17 protein-coding genes are annotated in these 16,097 nt (G+C 63.7%); 12 read left to right on the top strand and 5 right to left on the bottom strand.

Going from position 1 to position 16,097, the window contains the following annotated elements; genetic code table 11:
* Window positions 1–9: 9 nt before the first annotated feature.
* Window positions 10–2,586, top strand: coding sequence for a caspase domain-containing protein (locus FJW05_RS20745; RefSeq protein WP_140635288.1), 2,577 nt, complete (start codon window positions 10–12; stop codon window positions 2,584–2,586).
* Between the two features lie 248 nt (window positions 2,587–2,834).
* On the opposite strand, the gene FJW05_RS20740 is transcribed toward FJW05_RS20745, so the two are convergent.
* The 5 genes from FJW05_RS20740 to FJW05_RS20715 all read right to left on the bottom strand — a co-directional run bounded on the left by FJW05_RS20740 (window position 2,835) and on the right by FJW05_RS20715 (window position 6,604).
* Entirely contained in the window at window positions 2,835–3,494 is a 660-nt protein-coding gene (locus FJW05_RS20740) for a transglutaminase-like cysteine peptidase (RefSeq protein ID WP_181165024.1), read from the bottom strand.
* 198 nt (window positions 3,495–3,692) lie between these two features.
* On the bottom strand, window positions 3,693–3,968 hold the full coding sequence (locus tag FJW05_RS20730; RefSeq protein WP_140635286.1) for an AbrB/MazE/SpoVT family DNA-binding domain-containing protein: 276 nt from the start codon (window positions 3,966–3,968) through the stop codon (window positions 3,693–3,695).
* Between the two features lie 39 nt (window positions 3,969–4,007).
* On the bottom strand, window positions 4,008–5,420 hold the full coding sequence (gene tldD / locus FJW05_RS20725) for a metalloprotease TldD (protein ID WP_140635284.1): 1,413 nt from the start codon (window positions 5,418–5,420) through the stop codon (window positions 4,008–4,010).
* Window positions 5,421–5,519: 99 nt separating this feature from the next.
* On the bottom strand, window positions 5,520–5,987 hold the full coding sequence (locus FJW05_RS20720) for a YbjN domain-containing protein (protein ID WP_181165023.1): 468 nt from the start codon (window positions 5,985–5,987) through the stop codon (window positions 5,520–5,522).
* A 77-nt stretch (window positions 5,988–6,064) separates the two neighbouring features.
* Window positions 6,065–6,604 carry an invasion associated locus B family protein gene (locus tag FJW05_RS20715; protein ID WP_095766761.1) on the bottom strand — a complete coding sequence of 180 codons (540 nt, stop codon included), beginning with the start codon at window positions 6,602–6,604 and terminating at the stop codon, window positions 6,065–6,067.
* A gap of 329 nt (window positions 6,605–6,933) precedes the next feature.
* Here FJW05_RS20715 and coxB point away from each other — a divergent pair, with 329 nt between their 5' ends.
* The 11 genes from coxB (at window position 6,934) to rnhA (ending at window position 16,088) form a co-directional block, all read left to right on the top strand.
* Window positions 6,934–7,818 (top strand): cytochrome c oxidase subunit II, encoded by an 885-nt coding sequence (coxB, locus tag FJW05_RS20710; RefSeq protein ID WP_140635281.1) that lies wholly within the window; start codon window positions 6,934–6,936, stop codon window positions 7,816–7,818.
* Between the two features lie 38 nt (window positions 7,819–7,856).
* Complete coding sequence (gene ctaD / locus FJW05_RS20705; RefSeq protein WP_140541529.1) at window positions 7,857–9,506, top strand: cytochrome c oxidase subunit I; 1,650 nt, start codon at window positions 7,857–7,859, stop codon at window positions 9,504–9,506.
* Window positions 9,507–9,582: 76 nt separating this feature from the next.
* The gene (locus tag FJW05_RS20700) at window positions 9,583–10,527 is read left to right on the top strand and encodes a heme o synthase (protein ID WP_140541530.1); all 945 of its coding nucleotides are present in this window, start codon (window positions 9,583–9,585) and stop codon (window positions 10,525–10,527) included.
* Window positions 10,524–10,715, top strand: a complete 192-nt coding sequence (locus FJW05_RS20695; RefSeq protein ID WP_140541531.1) for a hypothetical protein — start codon at window positions 10,524–10,526, stop codon at window positions 10,713–10,715. Before FJW05_RS20700 ends, FJW05_RS20695 begins: the two co-directional genes overlap by 4 nt.
* Window positions 10,715–11,344: a cytochrome c oxidase assembly protein gene (locus FJW05_RS20690; protein WP_140635279.1), complete on the top strand. Its 630-nt coding sequence runs from the start codon at window positions 10,715–10,717 to the stop codon at window positions 11,342–11,344. Before FJW05_RS20695 ends, FJW05_RS20690 begins: the two co-directional genes overlap by 1 nt.
* Window position 11,345: 1 nt before the next feature.
* Window positions 11,346–12,227: a cytochrome c oxidase subunit 3 gene (locus FJW05_RS20685; RefSeq protein ID WP_140541533.1), complete on the top strand. Its 882-nt coding sequence runs from the start codon at window positions 11,346–11,348 to the stop codon at window positions 12,225–12,227.
* Window positions 12,228–12,311: 84 nt separating this feature from the next.
* Window positions 12,312–12,698 carry a DUF983 domain-containing protein gene (locus FJW05_RS20680; RefSeq protein WP_140541534.1) on the top strand — a complete coding sequence of 129 codons (387 nt, stop codon included), beginning with the start codon at window positions 12,312–12,314 and terminating at the stop codon, window positions 12,696–12,698.
* Window positions 12,695–13,450, top strand: coding sequence for an SURF1 family protein (locus FJW05_RS20675; RefSeq protein WP_181165022.1), 756 nt, complete (start codon window positions 12,695–12,697; stop codon window positions 13,448–13,450). Before FJW05_RS20680 ends, FJW05_RS20675 begins: the two co-directional genes overlap by 4 nt.
* 137 nt (window positions 13,451–13,587) lie before the next feature.
* A complete protein-coding gene (gene ispH / locus FJW05_RS20670) occupies window positions 13,588–14,592 on the top strand; it encodes a 4-hydroxy-3-methylbut-2-enyl diphosphate reductase (RefSeq protein ID WP_140541535.1) in 1,005 nt (334 codons plus the stop codon).
* 6 nt (window positions 14,593–14,598) lie between these two features.
* The gene (locus FJW05_RS20665; RefSeq protein ID WP_140635277.1) at window positions 14,599–15,561 is read left to right on the top strand and encodes a homoserine kinase; all 963 of its coding nucleotides are present in this window, start codon (window positions 14,599–14,601) and stop codon (window positions 15,559–15,561) included.
* Window positions 15,558–16,088: a ribonuclease HI gene (gene rnhA / locus FJW05_RS20660; RefSeq protein ID WP_140635275.1), complete on the top strand. Its 531-nt coding sequence runs from the start codon at window positions 15,558–15,560 to the stop codon at window positions 16,086–16,088. The genes FJW05_RS20665 and rnhA overlap by 4 nt, the downstream gene beginning before the upstream one ends.
* Window positions 16,089–16,097 lie beyond the last annotated feature (9 nt).

Below are 16,097 nucleotides of genomic sequence, written 5' to 3'. Positions count from 1 at the left end.
CGGATTGCAATGCGCTCGCTTCGGAAAGTCATCGGCCTTGTCGTCGTTCTTATCGCGTTCGCCGTCGCGTCCACGACGGGCGCGCTCGCCCAACAGCAGAAACGTCTCGCATTCGTCATCGGCAACGCCGCCTATCCGTCGGATGCGCTGGTCACCTCCGCGAATGACGCTGGTCTGATCGCGCAGACCCTGCAGGCAGCAGGATTCGATGTGGTCGGCGCACGCGATGTCGACCAGGAATCGTTGCGTGGCGCGCTGCGCGATTTCCTTGGAAAGGTTTCCGCCGCCGGTCCGGACGCGACCGTTTTCGTATACCTCGCCGGCCGCGGCGTGCAGTTCGAAGGCGAAAACTATTTCTTGCCGGTCGACGCCCAGATCGCCAATCCGGCCGACGTGCCGCTGCAGGCCATGCGGCTCTCCGATATCACCAGGTCTCTGGCGGGACTGCCGGCGAAGGTCAATATCGTCGTCCTCGACGCGGCACGGCCGAATGCTCTTCCGAAAATGAGCCAGCCGCTGGCCAGCGGTCTCGCGCTGGTCGACCCCGACCCCAACATGCTGATTGCGTTCAACGCGGCGCCCGGAACGGTTGCGCCGGAAGGCAAGGGCCCATACGGCGCCTATGCTCAGGCGCTCGCCGAGATGATGCGTGAAGGCGGCATATCGCTTGACGACGTTTTCGACCGCACGCGGCTACGCGTCAACGAGGTGACGCAAGGCGCCGAAGTTCCGTGGGACGCCTCGAAGATCAGTGCGCCCTTCGTCTTCTTCGAACGCGCTCCGGACGCGCCGCCGCCGAAGGTTTCGGAGGCCGAAGAACGGGCCAACCGAACCAGGCCGATCCACGACTTCAATGCGCATGACGCTTATGTCGCGGCACTCGATCGCGATAGCATGCGCGGCTACGAGGAATTCCTCGTCGCCTATCCGCACGATCCTATGGCCAAGCGTGTGCGGGCCATCATCGCGGCGCGGCGCGAGGCGATCACCTGGCGCGAAACGTGGCTGCGGGATACGCCGGAGGCCTATTGGTCCTACCTCGAGCGCTATCCGCACGGGCTGCATGCCTGGGACGCGCGCCGCCGGCTGGAGCATTTCGACGCCGAGCTCGAGCCACCGACGAGCTTCACCGTCATCGTCTACGACGTGCCGCCGCCGCCGCCGGAGGAAATCATCTATGTCGACAGGCCGGTGCTCTATTTCGACGATCCCGATTTCGACTTCGAGCCGCCGCCGCCGATCGACGTGGTATTCCTGCCGCCGCCGCCGCCGGATTTCGTCGTGCTGCCGCCGCCCCCGCCGCCGGTCGATGTCTACGTCCTGCCGACGCCAGTCTTCGTCCCCGTGCCGGTCTGGGTCAGGCCGCCGCGTGACATCGTGCCGCCGCCGAACGACATCATCTTCAACAACATTCACAACACGACCGTCATCAACAACATCAACAACACGACGATCAACAACGAGCCGGCCAATCAGGCCGGACAGCCGAGCGCCAATGCACCGAGAGGCCTCACCACCGGCCGGAAGACGGCGGTTGGTGCGGGCGCGGCCTCCCTGGCAGCCAAGGTGGCGCTGCCGCCGTTGCTGCAGAAAAGGGCAGCGCTGTTCAAGCAGAACCAGGGCGGCCAGCCGCTGAAGCCGGGCCAGGCTGTCACGCAGGGCCAGCAGCCGGGTGTGACGCCGCAGGCGAAGACGACGGGCAAGCTCCCGACCGATCACGCCTTGCGGGGAGCTGACGGCAAAGCGCTGCCGCTCGTCAACGGCAAGCCGGTGCTCAACGGTCAGAATGCGCCCAACAGGAAGGTGCTCGGCAAGCAAGGCACTGTGACTGGCAACCAGCAGGCTACCGGGAATGCCGGCGCCCCCGTTACCGGCAACGGCCAGCAGAACGGAGTCGTCGACGATCAGGGCAAGAGGGGCAAGTTCCGCAAGCTGCCGACCGTAAACGGCGCGCCGGGCGAGGACGGGCAGAACGCCCAGCAGAGGTTCGGGAAGAACAATCCGAATGCGTTGTCCGGTCAGAACGAAGGCAGGCCGAGGAAGCTGATACGCAAGGATCTGTCGGCAGGCCAGACAGCTGTCGGCCCGAGCGATCAAGGCTCGGTCAACGGAGGCGATAGAGGTAAGAAGTTCCGCAAGCTGCCGACCGTCAACGGCGCGCCGGCCGACAATCGGGCGAGTGTGCAGGAGCGGCTCAGGAGAAACAATCCGAGTGTGTTCTCCGACCAGAATCAGGGTTCGGCCAATGCAAACAGGAAGTTCCGCAGGCTGCCGAACGGCGAAGAGGGTTCCGCCGGCGCAGGCACCAACGTTCAGCGCAACTTCAAGCAGGAAAGACCGAACGTGCAGGTGCTCAGGCCGCAAAGGCCGGAGTTCCAGGCGCAGCCAAGGCCTCAGATGCAAGAGAGACGCCTGCAGCAGTTGAGGCCTGAGCCTCAGATGCAAGAAAGACGCTTGCAGCAGCAGCTACGGCCTCAGCCTCAGATACAGGAACGGCGCCTGCCGCAGCAGCCCAAGGAGCAGCCGCCGCAGGGAAACAAGAAGCCGACCTGCGGGCATCCTGGCGAGCCGCCCTGCCAGCAGTAGGCCAGCAAGGCTTGCCTGGCCGCGGGCGGCAACGCCCGTTCATGGGCCGGATTTTCCGACCTATGAATTTGCGAGGTAGGGAATGTGACGGATCAGTCGGTCAAAGCAGACCAGACCGCTCTGGTCACGCCGGGAGCGATTGCGGGAAAAGGTGGAAGGTTCGGGCTCGACTTCGCCATAGCCTTCCGTGCGGAATTGCAACCCAAGCAGATAGAGCGGCTCGCCGTTTCCGTGAAACGCTCTGGCCCTTACGAACTTGGAGACAGCCGTTTCGCCGTGCCGCCGCGCTGGTTGATCGACACCCAGGTGTTCGGGTTCTGCTGCGATTGGCGTTTCAGGAAATAATAGCCGGTGGCGTTCCAGGGGCGGATCTCGTCGACCAGATTGTCCAGCACGAGATCGCCCTTGTCGGTTTTCACCGTCAGAATGGTGTGGCCCTCATTGTGGAGATCGCGCACCACCGTCATCAGCAGCGCCTGCCGGGGGAAGCCCGCTTCCAGGAGCAGCTTGCGCTTGTAGAGCGCGTAGATCTTGCAGTCGCCCTTGCCGTCCGTCGGATAGTCCCAGTGGTCCATCGTCGTGCCCCAGTGGTCGTAGTTGCTGACGGGCTTGATGGAACGGTTCGCCTTCTGGTTTACCCGCTTGAGGATGCTCATGTTCTGCGCGGTCAGCCTGACGCTTGTGGCGGGCAGGGCAGGCACTTTGCATTCCTTCGGCCGGCGATGACAGAAATCGAGCCAGCCATATGGGACGCTGGTGCTGCCGCCGACTGCGGCGGAGCTCGCAGCCGCTAGCTTGAACAGCGACGACTGCGCCGCTGCAGGGCCGATTTGCAGCGACGATGCGCCAACCAGCGAAGCGAGGCCAATGAGGAAAGAAGAGGTCAGGACGCCAGGGGAACGCTGCATTGCCACACCACCGCAACGAGAGGACTGTGGAGAAGCTAATGCGCAAACGCCCGCCCCGCCAATTAAACAATTAATAATGTCCTAACACGATTGTGTTCACTTCAAGGTGGAGGATGCATTCAAGCCGGAATCAACCGCCTGGCGCGCGGAGACTGCTCGGGATGTTCGTTCGTCAGGCAGCGAACGATAATGTTGGCATCAATCTCGAGCATGGCGCCGCGCTGCTTCAGCGAGGACGCCCGCGTCCATTTCTTCCAGTGTCTTCGGCGCGCCGCGGGATGGCAGGGAGCCAAAGACATCGTTCGGCTGCGTCGCCGCGAACACAGGCGCCAGCTTCAAAAGCACTCCCTCAGCCATTTCCTCAACCTCGAACCTCGTTCCCGGGCCCCACTCTCTCCGTTTCCGGATGGCGCTGGGCAGGATCACTTGCCCCTTGGTCGAGACGGTGGTCGTCAGCTTTTCAGAGGTGGTCATGGCACCTTACCTGTGTAAGACGAACGTATCGGTTAGACCTCAAACCCTGGTGCCGCCCACCGTCATCTGGTTCATCCGCAGATGCGGCTGGCCGACGCCGACGGGCACGCCCTGTCCGGCCTTGCCGCACATGCCGATGCCGGTGTCGAGCTTCATGTCGTTGCCGATCATGTTGACGCGGTGCATGGCGTCCGGCCCGTTGCCGATCAGCATCGCGCCCTTGATCGGCTGCGTCACCTTGCCGTTCTCGATCATGTAGGCCTCAGTGCAGCCGAACACGAACTTGCCCGACGTGATGTCGACCTGGCCGCCGCCGAAGGAAACGGCGTAGATGCCGTTCTTGACCGAGGCGATGATCTCTTCCGGCTGCATGTCGCCCGAGGTCATGTAGGTGTTGGTCATTCGCGGCATCGGCTGGTGCGCATAGCCTTCGCGGCGGCCGTTGCCCGTCGCCTTCATGCCCATCAGCCGGGCGTTCTGGCGGTCCTGCATATAGCCGACGAGTTTGCCGTCCTCGATCAGCACGTTGCGCGCCGAGGGCGTCCCTTCGTCGTCGACGGTCAGCGAGCCGCGCCGCTCGGGGATGGTGCCGTCATCGACCACGGTGACACCCTTCGCCGCCACCTGTTGACCCATCAGGCCGGCGAAGGCCGATGTCTTCTTGCGGTTGAAGTCGCCTTCGAGCCCGTGCCCGACCGCTTCATGCAGCATCACGCCCGGCCAGCCGCTGGACAGCACGATGTCGAACGTGCCCGCCGGCGCAGGGACGGCCTCGAGATTAACCAGCGCCTGCCGCAGCGCCTCACTGGCCGCATGCTTCCAGCTTTCCTCGCCGACGAATTCGCCAAAGCTCTTGCGGCCACCCATGCCATAGGAGCCGCTCTCCTGCCGGTCGCCATCGCCGACCACCACGGAAACATTGATCCGGACCAGCGGGCGGATGTCGCGCACGATCTGGCCGTCGCCGCGCACGATCTCGACATGCTGCCACGAGGCGGCAAGCGAAGCCGTCACCTGGCGCACGCGCGGATCCTTCGCGCGCAGCCAGCCGTCGATCTCCTGCAACAGCTTGGCCTTGGCCTCGAAGGAAGGCGAGGGGATAGGGTTCTCGTCGCCATAGAGATGGCGGTTGGTGCGGGCGGGCGCTCCGGCCAATGTGCCGGAATAGCCGCCCTTGACAGCCGAGACGGCGTCGGCCGCGCGCAGCAGCGAGGCTTCGGAGAGATCGCTGGAATGCGCATAGCCGCTGGCCTCGCCGGCCACGGCACGCAGGCCGAACCCCTGGTCGGTGTTGAAATTGGCCGTCTTCAGCCGGCCATTGTCGAACATCAGCGCTTCGCTCTCGCTGTATTCGAGGAACAGCTCGCCGTCGTCGGCGCCCTTGATGGTCTCGGTGACGATCTCCTTGACGCGATCGTCGGAAATGTCGAATTGGCCGATCAGGCTGTTCATGGCAAATCCATTCATGGAAACAAATCGTTCCTCGGCATGTAGGCGCGAAGCTGCTGTCGCACAATCGCCAACTGGGTCAAGCCGACGATTGCGCCGCCGTCACTTGCCGTTGACGAAGTCCTTGATGTTGCCGGCCATCGCGTTCCAATTGGAAAACTGCTCCTCGAGATTGGCCCTGGTAATGCCGCCGGCAAAGCTGACATCCATCCTGAAATTCGAGCCGTCGCCCGAATAGGCCTTCACCCAGCGGTATTTTGCGTTCCAGACGTTGGCTTGGTCAGCGGTAAGCGGGTCGGCGTAGCCGGTCGCGAATTGCAGCGACTTGCAGTTCTCGTGGTCTTCGCAGCCGTAGAAATAGATCAGGTATTTAACGCCGTCGATCCGCCCCGAAATCATCGGGTCGCCATTGTCGTCCTTGCCCATCCTGGCGGAACCGAAGCCCTTGGCGATATCGAGGATCGCCGCGGGGTCGGGCCTCTGGAGGATTTCGGCATCCTCGGCCCGGGCGACCGAAACCGCACCGGCCAGCGCCAGCCCAGCGATGAAAGCGGACAACGACGTGCGCATGGAGCCTCCTGCCGCTAAATCCGCATTCGCCATCCGACCTCAGCGTCGGAAATGGTCGCGGTGCATGGGCAAGAAGATCAAGGTAGGGCGGCGAAGCCGTCCGCAAAGCCCTTAAGATCGACGGGAATGCCGATGCCTTCTTCGGGCGTCTGGAAGACGATGAAGGTGGCCGACGTGCCGCTCTTCAGCGTGTCAAGCAACGGCTTTTCAAGGATCACCTCGGCGTAGCAGCCGTCCTGGAAGCAGCGCACGAAATAGGCGCGGCCGATATCCTTGCCGTCGACATTGAGGCCAAGGCCGTTGGGCAGGAGCACGCCGAGCGGCGCCAGCACGCGCAGGATCTCGGCCTTGTTGTCGGCTGTGCGCAGCACCACGACCGAAAGCCCCATTTCAGGGCGGTCCTCGGCGACGACGTTCTGCATCATCACGCATTGCTCTGACGTAGCACCTGCAGGCGTATCGCAGATGATCGACCACGCGCCATGCGTCGACTTCACCGTGCCGCTCGGCGGCTTGGCGTCGTTAGGCGAGGCGGGGGCGCCGACGGCTACGCCGACACCGAGCAAGGCGACGGCAAGGACGACCTTCGCCAGGGTTCTCGAAAGCCAGGAAGTCATGACGGCTCCATTGCGAATCACGGCACTTTAAGCCGCGCCGGGGCCAAGTAAAGGACGAGACCTCCGCCGGTCCGCCCCGACACCGGCAATCGCATGCTTTTCCAAAGCAAATTCGCCCGAATTGCGACCGTCGCGCATATAGCATGGCGGGCGCCGAACGCGGCCTTCGGCCTGCGCGCAAAAATGCCGCACGGTTTCCTCCGCTCCTTTCTTGCGGAGGGAAATAGAGTATGGTTTGAACCACCCTCGGGACAGACCCGGGATTCCCGATCCTGGCAGCGTCCGTTATTGGTGCGACCAGATCGCGGGAAATGGGAGACGAGAGGGCGATGAGGAAATTCCTGGCAAGCGCTGAATTCTTGGCAGGTGCGGCCGCTTCGGCCGTGCTCTTCTCCAGTGTGGCGGCTCGTGCCGACCAGCCGCGGGAATGGGAGATGACCTTCCAGGCGCCGGCGACCGACATGATGCGGCAGATCGAGCGGTTCGGGAACTACACCATGTGGTTCATCGTCCCGATCACCATCCTCGTGCTGGTGCTTCTGCTGGTCTGCATCGTCAGGTTCCGCGCCAGCGCCAATCCCGTGCCGTCCAGGACCAGCCACAACACGCTGATCGAGGTGATCTGGACGGTCGGGCCGGTGATCGTGCTCCTGCTCATTGCCATTCCCTCCTTCCAGCTGCTCACCGCGCAGTACACGCCGCCGGAAGAAGCCAAGCTCACCGTCAAGGCGACCGGCAACCAGTGGAACTGGGATTACGAGTACCAGGTCGACAAGACCTTCTCCTTCAACTCGGCGGTTCTGCAGGATGGCGACCGCGCCAAGGCCGGCAAGGAAGACCGCGCCCGCTATCCGCGTCTGCTCGCGGTCGACAACGAGCTGGTCGTGCCGGTCAACACTATGACCCGCGTGCTGATCACCGCCACCGACGTCATCCACTCCTTCGCCGTGCCGTCCTTCGGCATCAAGATGGATGCCGTCCCCGGCCGCACCAACGAGACCTGGTTCAAGGCGGAGAAGGAAGGCCTCTACTACGGCCAGTGCTCGCAGCTCTGCGGCAAGGACCATGCCTTCATGCCGATCGCCGTGCGCGTGGTGTCCGATGCGCAGTTCAAGACCTGGCTGGATACGGCCAAGACCGACGTGCCTGCCGCCAATAAGGCGCTGATGGCCGAGATCGATGGTACCAACAAGGTAGCGGCCGCCGGCAACTGATGCCGCGGGTTAGCAAGATTTAGGGAACGGAGCGGAACATGGCAGAGGCTGCAGCTCACGATCACGGCGACCACAGGCCGCATGGCTGGGTCCGCTGGGTCTACTCGACCAACCATAAGGACATCGGCACGCTCTACCTGATCTTCGCGATCATGGCCGGCATCGTCGGCGGCGCGCTCTCGGTTGCCATCCGCATGGAGCTGCAAGAGCCGGGCATCCAGATCTTCAGCGGCCTGGCCCAGATGGTCTACGGCATGCAGGGCGACGCCGCCATCGACGGCGGCAAGAGCATGTACAACGCCTTCGGCGCCGCGCACGGCCTGATCATGATCTTCTTCATGGTCATGCCGGCGCTCATCGGCGGCTTCGCCAACTGGATGGTGCCGATCATGATCGGCGCGCCGGACATGGCCTTCCCGCGCATGAACAACATCTCGTTCTGGCTGCTGCCGCCTGCCTTCATCCTGCTGCTCTCCTCAATGTTCGTGCCGAGCGCGCCGGGCGCCTTCGGCGTCGGCGGCGGCTGGACCATCTATCCGCCGCTCTCGACATCCGGCCAGCCCGGCCCGGCGATGGATCTGGCGATCCTGTCGATCCATATCGCCGGCGCGTCGTCGATCCTCGGCGCCATCAACTTCATCACCACCATCTTCAACATGCGCGCTCCCGGCATGACGCTGCACAAGATGCCGCTGTTTGCCTGGGCGGTGCTGATCACCGCTTTCCTGCTGCTTCTGTCGCTGCCGGTCCTGGCGGGCGCCATCACCATGCTGCTCACCGACCGCAATTTCGGCACCGCTTTCTTCGTGCCGGACCAGGGCGGTGACCCGATCCTCTTCCAGCATCTGTTCTGGTTCTTCGGCCATCCCGAAGTGTACATCCTGATCCTGCCGGGCTTCGGCATCGTCAGCCATATCGTCTCGACCTTCTCGAAGAAGCCCGTCTTCGGTTATCTCGGCATGGCCTACGCCATGGTCGCGATCGGCGCCGTCGGCTTCATCGTCTGGGCGCACCACATGTACACGACCGGCCTGTCGCTCGACACGCAGCGTTACTTCGTGTTCGCCACCATGGTCATCGCGGTGCCGACCGGCGTGAAGATCTTCTCCTGGATCGCCACCATGTGGGGCGGTTCGATCTCCTTCAAGCCGCCGATGCTGTGGGCGCTGGGCTTCATCTTCCTGTTCACCATCGGTGGCGTCACCGGCGTTCAGCTGGCCAATGCCGGCCTCGACCGCTCGCTGCACGACACCTATTTCGTCATCGCCCACTTCCACTATGTGCTGTCGCTGGGCGCGGTGTTCGCGATCTTCGCCGGCTGGTACTACTGGTTCCCGAAGATGACCGGCTACATGTACTCGCCGGTTATCGCCAACACACACTTCTGGGTCACGTTCGTCGGCGTGAACCTGATCTTCTTCCCGCAGCACTTCCTCGGCCTCGCCGGCATGCCGCGCCGTACCGTCGACTATCCGGACGCGTTCGCGGGCTGGAACATGGTGTCGTCCTACGGCTCCTACATCGCAGCCGTCGGTGTCGCGATCTTCCTCTACGGCGTGTTCGAGGCCTTCCAGAAGAAGCGTGTCGCCGGCGCCAACCCGTGGGGCGAGGGTGCCACCACGCTCGAATGGCAGCTGCCTTCGCCGCCGCCGTTCCACCAGTGGGAACAGCTGCCGAAGATCAAGTAGGCAGCGTCCCGACGCATACGCGGCCGCCGGCTCGTCCGGCGGTCTTTGCCAACGGAATGATGGACTTTAAGTACGCATGGCGCTTGCCGAGGACAGATTGATGGAGGAAGCGGGCTTTCGCATGTCGGAAGCGACAGCAGGCGATTTCTTCGCCCTGTTGAAACCGCGCGTCATGTCGTTGGTCGTCTTCACGGCCTTTGTCGGCATGATCGCGGCACCCGCCGCCATCAATCCACTCATGGCGGTGATCGCCATCCTGGCGATCGCCATCGGTGCCGGTGCCTCCGGCGCGCTCAACATGTGGTACGACGCCGACATCGACGCGGTGATGACCAGGACCGCCGGCCGCCCGGTGCCGTCCGGTCGCGTCACGCCAGGCGAGGCGTTGAGCTTCGGCCTCGTGCTGTCGGTTCTGTCGGTGATGACGCTCGGCGTGCTGGTCAACTGGTTGTCGGCGTCGCTTCTGGCCTTCACCATCTTCTTCTACGCCGTCGTCTACACCATGTGGCTGAAGCGCTGGACGCCGCAGAACATCGTCATCGGTGGCGCCGCCGGCGCTATCCCGCCGGTGATCGGCTGGGCTGCCGTGACCGGCTCGGTCAGCCTCGAAAGCGTGGTCCTGTTCCTGATCATCTTCCTGTGGACGCCGCCGCATTTCTGGGCGCTGGCGCTGTTCAAGTCCGACGATTATGCCCGCGCCGGCATCCCGATGATGCCGAACGTCGCCGGCCAGGCCTCGACCCGCCGGCAGATCTTTGCCTATGCGCTGATCCTGGCGCCGGTTGGGGTGCTGCCCTGGGCACTCGGCTACACAACGGCCGGCTACGGCGTCGTCTCGGCGGCCCTCGGCGCGGGCTTCGTCTGGTATGCCTGGAAAGTGCTTGCCATGGCCGACGATGATCGCGCGATGAAGCCGGCCAAGGCCCTGTTCGGCTACTCGCTGCTCTATCTCTTCGCTATCTTTGCCGCCTATCTCGTCGACTGCGTGGTCGGGCGCGTCCTCATGATGGGGGGAGCATGATCGTGGCCGACAAAAAACTCGAACTGGTCACGCTGACCGAACGCCAGCAGAAGGCGCGCCGCAACCGCTCCATCGCCATCGGTCTCGCGCTGGCAGCGCTGGTCGTCGTCTTCTATGCCGCCACCATCGTGCGCTTCGGTCACAGCGGGGCCAGCATCACCGGCTCCGGCCTGTTGGGAGGCGGCTGATGAGCGGCGAGGCCAGCAGCAAGCCCCACAAGGTGAACAACGGCATCGTCGCTGCCGTCTGCCTCGCCTTCTTCACCGGCATGGTCGGCATGGCCTATGCGGCGGTGCCGCTCTATAAGATGTTCTGCCAGGTCACCGGCTATGGCGGGACCACGCAGCGCGCCGAAAAACAATATGCCGGCCGCGTGCTCGACCGCGATATCACCATCCGCTTCGATGCCAACACCAACGGCATTCCATGGCAGTTCGAGCCTGTCGCCCGCTCGGTGACGATCAAGATCGGCGCGACGGCGCAGGCGCATTACAGCGCCACCAACAAGTTCGACCGCACCATCACCGGCCGCGCCTCGTTCAACGTGCAGCCGGAAATGGCCGGTGCCTATTTCAACAAGGTGGAGTGCTTCTGCTTCACCGACACGACGCTGAAGCCCGGCGAGACGCTGGACATGCCGGTCGTGTTCTATGTCGATCCAGACATCGTCAACGTGCCGGAACTCAAGGACTTGAAGACCATCACCCTGTCCTACACGATGTTCCCGGTCGAAAACAAAAAGCCGGTCGCCTCGTCGGTGCCGGCCGCTGGCAGCAGCAACAAAGTTCCAGATTCCGACGCAAGCCTCGGGGGTTGATATGGCAGACGCGCACGCAAAACCACAACACGACTACCATCTCGTCAACCCCAGCCCGTGGCCTTTCCTGGGTTCGATCGGCGCGCTGGTCACCGCAATCGGCGGCGTCTGCCTGATGCAGTATCTGAAGGCCGGCAACTTCCCGGTCTTCGGCCACAACATCGCCAATCCGTGGCTGTTCTTCATCGGCATGATCATCGTGCTCTACACGATGTTCGCCTGGTGGTCCGACACCATCAAGGAAGCGCATGAGGGTCACCACACGCGCGTCGTGTCGCTGCATCTGCGCTACGGCATGATCATGTTCATCGCCTCGGAGGTGATGTTCTTCGTCGCCTGGTTCTGGGCCTTCTTCGACGCAAGTCTCTTCCCCGGCGAGGCGAACCAGTATGCCCGCACCGCCTTCACCGGCGGCGTGTGGCCGCCGAAGGGGCTTGAAGTCCTCGATCCCTTCCACCTGCCGCTCTACAACACCATCATCCTGCTTCTGTCGGGCACGACGGTGACCTGGGCGCACCACGCGCTTCTGCATGGCGACCGCAAGGGCCTGATCAACGGCCTGGTGCTGACCGTCGGCCTCGGCATGCTGTTCACCATGGTGCAGGCCTATGAGTACATGCACGCTCCGTTCGGCTTCCGGGATTCGATCTACGGCGCCACCTTCTTCATGGCGACCGGCTTCCACGGCTTCCATGTCATCATCGGCACCATCTTCCTGCTGGTCTGCCTCGTGCGTGCGATGCGCGGCGACTTCACGCCGAAGCAGCATTTCGGCTTCGAGGCGGCCGCCTGGTACTGGCACTTCGTCGACGTGGTCTGGCTGTTCCTGTTCAGCGCGATCTATGTCTGGGCCTCCAACGGCGCCATGATCGAAGGCCATTAAACCGACGGGTTTGGGAATCTCAAGAGGCGGCCGCGGCGACGTGGCCGCCTTATTCTTTGGGGCGAAAAGGTCTAGGGTGAGAACATGAGCGAAGACAAGGCGATCTGGCCCCCCATCGATCCGATCTCGGCCGGCCTGCATGGCCGCTGTCCGCGCTGCGGCGAAGGCAAGCTGTTCTCGGGGTTCCTCACCGTCGGCAAGCGCTGCTATAATTGCGGGCTCGACTATTCCTTCGCCGATGCGGGCGATGGGCCGGCAGTGTTTGTCATCCTGATCATCGGCTTCGTCGTCGTCGGCCTCGCATTGTGGATGGAGGTGACGTTCAGTCCGCCGCTCTGGCTGCACTTCATGTTGTGGATACCGCTCGCCCTGGTGCTGTGCCTGACGGCGCTGCGCCTGATCAAGGGTGTGCTGATCACCTTGCAGTACTCGAAGAAGGCCTCAGAGGGCAGGCTGGATTCCAACGAATGAGCGGGACGACCGGTTTGGTTGCCGGCCCTTCGCGGCCGCGCACGGCGTTGCTGCTTGGCCTCGGCCTTGTCCTGTTCGCTGTCCTGATCGGGCTCGGCACCTGGCAGGTCCAGCGCCTGCACTGGAAGGAAGGCCTGCTCGCAACCATTGACAAGCGCACCCATTCCGCACCGCTGGCTCTGGCGGACGTCGAGAAGGAATTCGCCGCTTCCCACGATGTCGACTACACGCCCGTGACGGTGACAGGCACTTTCCTGCACCAGGGCGAGCGGCACTTCTTTTCCACCTGGCAAGGCGACAGCGGCTTCAACGTCTACACGCCCCTGCAGCTCGAGGACGGCCGCTTCGTGCTCGTCAACCGCGGCTTCGTTCCCTATGACCTCAAGGATCCCTCCAAGCGCCGGCAGGGCGAAATTGCCGGCAAGGTGACGGTGACCGGGCTCGCCCGCAATCCGCTGCCCGCGAAGCCGTCGATGATGCTTCCCGACAATGACGTCGCCAAGAACATCTTCTATTGGAAGGACCGCGACGTCATGGCAGCGACCGCCGGCTTGCCTGCCGGTTTCGTGCTGGTGCCGTTCTTCGTCGATGCCGACAAGACGCCGAATCCCGGCGGCCTGCCGGTCGGCGGCGTCACCATCATCGATCTGCCGAACAACCACCTGCAATATGCCGTCACCTGGTACGGGCTAGCCGCCGCCCTTGCAGCCGTGCTGATCCTGAGGTTGCGCCGCCCGGCGAAGGAGCAGTGAGCGCCGTCGCTCTTGACAGGGCAGGGGTGCGCACCTCATTTCGCCTAATCAAACAGATAGAGCATGATGTCGTCCGAAAACCGCTTCACACTTTTCGGCATCATGTTCTTGGTTCCGACTGAATCGGCCTTGCATTCATGACCCAGAAAAAGCCACCGCTGACGATCAGGCTCTGCCAGCCACGCGGCTTCTGCGCCGGCGTCGACCGTGCCATCCAGATCGTCGTGCTGGCGCTGAAGAAATACGGCGCGCCGGTCTATGTCCGCCACGAGATCGTGCACAACCGCTACGTCGTCGAAGGGCTGCAGAGCCTGGGCGCCGTCTTCATCGAGGAACTGTCCGAGATTCCGCCGGAGCATCGCCAGTCGCCCGTGGTCTTTTCCGCGCATGGCGTGCCGAAATCGGTGCCGGCGGACGCCCAGGCGCGCAATCTCTTCTACCTCGACGCCACGTGCCCGCTCGTCTCCAAGGTGCACAAGCAGGCGATGCGCCACCAGCGCCTTGGTCGCCATGTGCTTTTGATCGGCCATGCCGGCCACCCGGAGGTGATCGGCACGATGGGCCAATTGCCGGAAGGCGCGGTGACGCTGATCGAGACCGAAGCTGACGCCGCGCGCTTCGTGCCCGTCGACGCATCGGCGCTGGGCTTCGTCACCCAGACGACCTTATCGGTCGAGGACACCGCCGGCATCATCCGGGCGCTGCAGGAGCGGTTTCCCGAACTGCATGCGGCCGCGGCCGAATCGATCTGCTACGCCACCACCAACCGCCAGGAAGCGGTGAAGGAGACGGCGGCCGGCGCCGATCTTTTCCTCATCGTCGGCGCTCCCAATTCGTCCAATTCGCGTCGCCTTGTCGAAGTGGCGGAGCGCGCCGGCGCGACGATGTCGCTTCTCGTGCAGCGCGCCGCCGAAATTCCGTGGGATGAGATCGCCGGGATCAGGACGCTCGGCCTGTCGGCCGGCGCCTCGGCGCCGGAAATCATCGTCGACGAGATCATCGACGCGTTCCGGCAACGCTTCGACGTCACCATCGATCTGGCCGTCACGGCCACGGAAACGGAGGATTTTCCGGTGATGCGGGTGTTGCGCGATGTCGAACTGACGGCGGCCGACATGGCCTTCGTCAACGGAGCGGCGTGAAACCGGATGGCCGTCTACACCGACGTCAACGAAGGCGAGCTGACCGCATTCCTCAAAGCCTATCCGGTGGGTGAGCTGCTCTCCTACAAGGGCATCGCCGAAGGCACCGAGAATTCCAACTTCCTGGTCCACGCCTCGACCGGCTCCTACATCCTGACGCTCTACGAGAAGCGGGTCGACAAGGCCGACCTGCCGTTCTTTCTCGGCCTGATGGGCCATCTCGCCAGGAAAGGCATTTCCTGCCCGCTGCCGGTCACCGCGCATGACGGCACCGTCATCGGCACGCTGGCCGGCCGGCCCGCCGTCATCATCACTTTCCTCGAAGGCCTGTCGCTCAGGCGGCCGACGGCCGCACATTGTGGCGAGGTCGGTAAAGCGCTCGCCGGCCTGCATCTTGCCGGCCGGGATTTTCAGATGCGAAGGCCGAATGCGCTGGCCATCGACGGCTGGCGCAAGCTCTGGGCGGCCTCGCGCGAGCGCGCCGATGAGGTCGAGCCCGGCTTGGCGGCTGAGGTCGATGCCGATTTCGCCGATTTCGACCGCAACTGGCCCACCGGCCTGCCGAAGGGCATCATCCACGCCGATCTGTTCCCGGACAACGTCTTCTTCCTCGGCGAGAAGCTTTCCGGGCTGATCGACTTCTATTTCGCCTGCGACGACCTCTACGCCTATGATGTCGCCACCTGCCTCAACGCCTGGTGCTTCGAGAAGGATTTTTCCTTCAACCTGACCAAGGGGACGGCGCTGCTGGCCGGCTACCAGTCGGTGCGGCCGCTTCAGGACGACGAGAAGGCGGCGCTGCCGATGCTGGCGCGCGGCTCGGCGCTGCGCTTCATGCTGACCCGCCTCTATGACTGGCTGACCATTCCGGATGGCGGGCTGGTGATGAAGCGCGATCCGACCGAATATATCCGCCGCATGCGCTTCCACCGCGCCATCAAGTCGCCATCCGAATACGGGCTGACATGAACAAGCAGATCGAGATCTTCACCGACGGCGCCTGCTCGGGCAATCCCGGGCCGGGCGGCTGGGGCGCAGTGCTGCGCTACAACGGCGTCACCAAGGAGCTGTCCGGCGGCGAGGCCGAGACCACCAACAACCGCATGGAGTTGCTGGCCGCCATCACCGCGCTAAACGCGCTGAAGGTGCCTTGCGCGGTCGACCTCTACACCGACAGCAAATACGTCATGGACGGCATCTCCAAGTGGATCCACGGCTGGAAGAAGAACGGCTGGAAGACCGGCGACAGGAAGCCGGTCAAGAATGGCGAGCTGTGGCAGGCGCTCGACGAGGCCAATCGGCGCCACAAGGTCACTTGGCACTGGGTGAAGGGTCATGCCGGCCACCCGGAGAACGAGCGCGCCGACGAACTGGCCCGGCAAGGCATGGCGCCGTTCAAGAAAGGCCCGGTGAAGCCCGTCTTGGCGGCGCAGCCCGCAGCGCAGCCGAAGCGGCCGGCGGTTGCGAAGGCGCGACGCTCGACCCAAAGTTACTGATCGGCCATC

The sequence above is a fragment of the Mesorhizobium sp. B2-9-1 genome (assembly GCF_006439455.1).
In the GTDB taxonomy this organism is placed as follows: Bacteria; Pseudomonadota; Alphaproteobacteria; order Rhizobiales; family Rhizobiaceae; genus Mesorhizobium.
The sequence above is the reverse complement of the archived record's forward strand: the minus strand, read 5'-3'. Positions and strand labels throughout refer to the sequence as shown.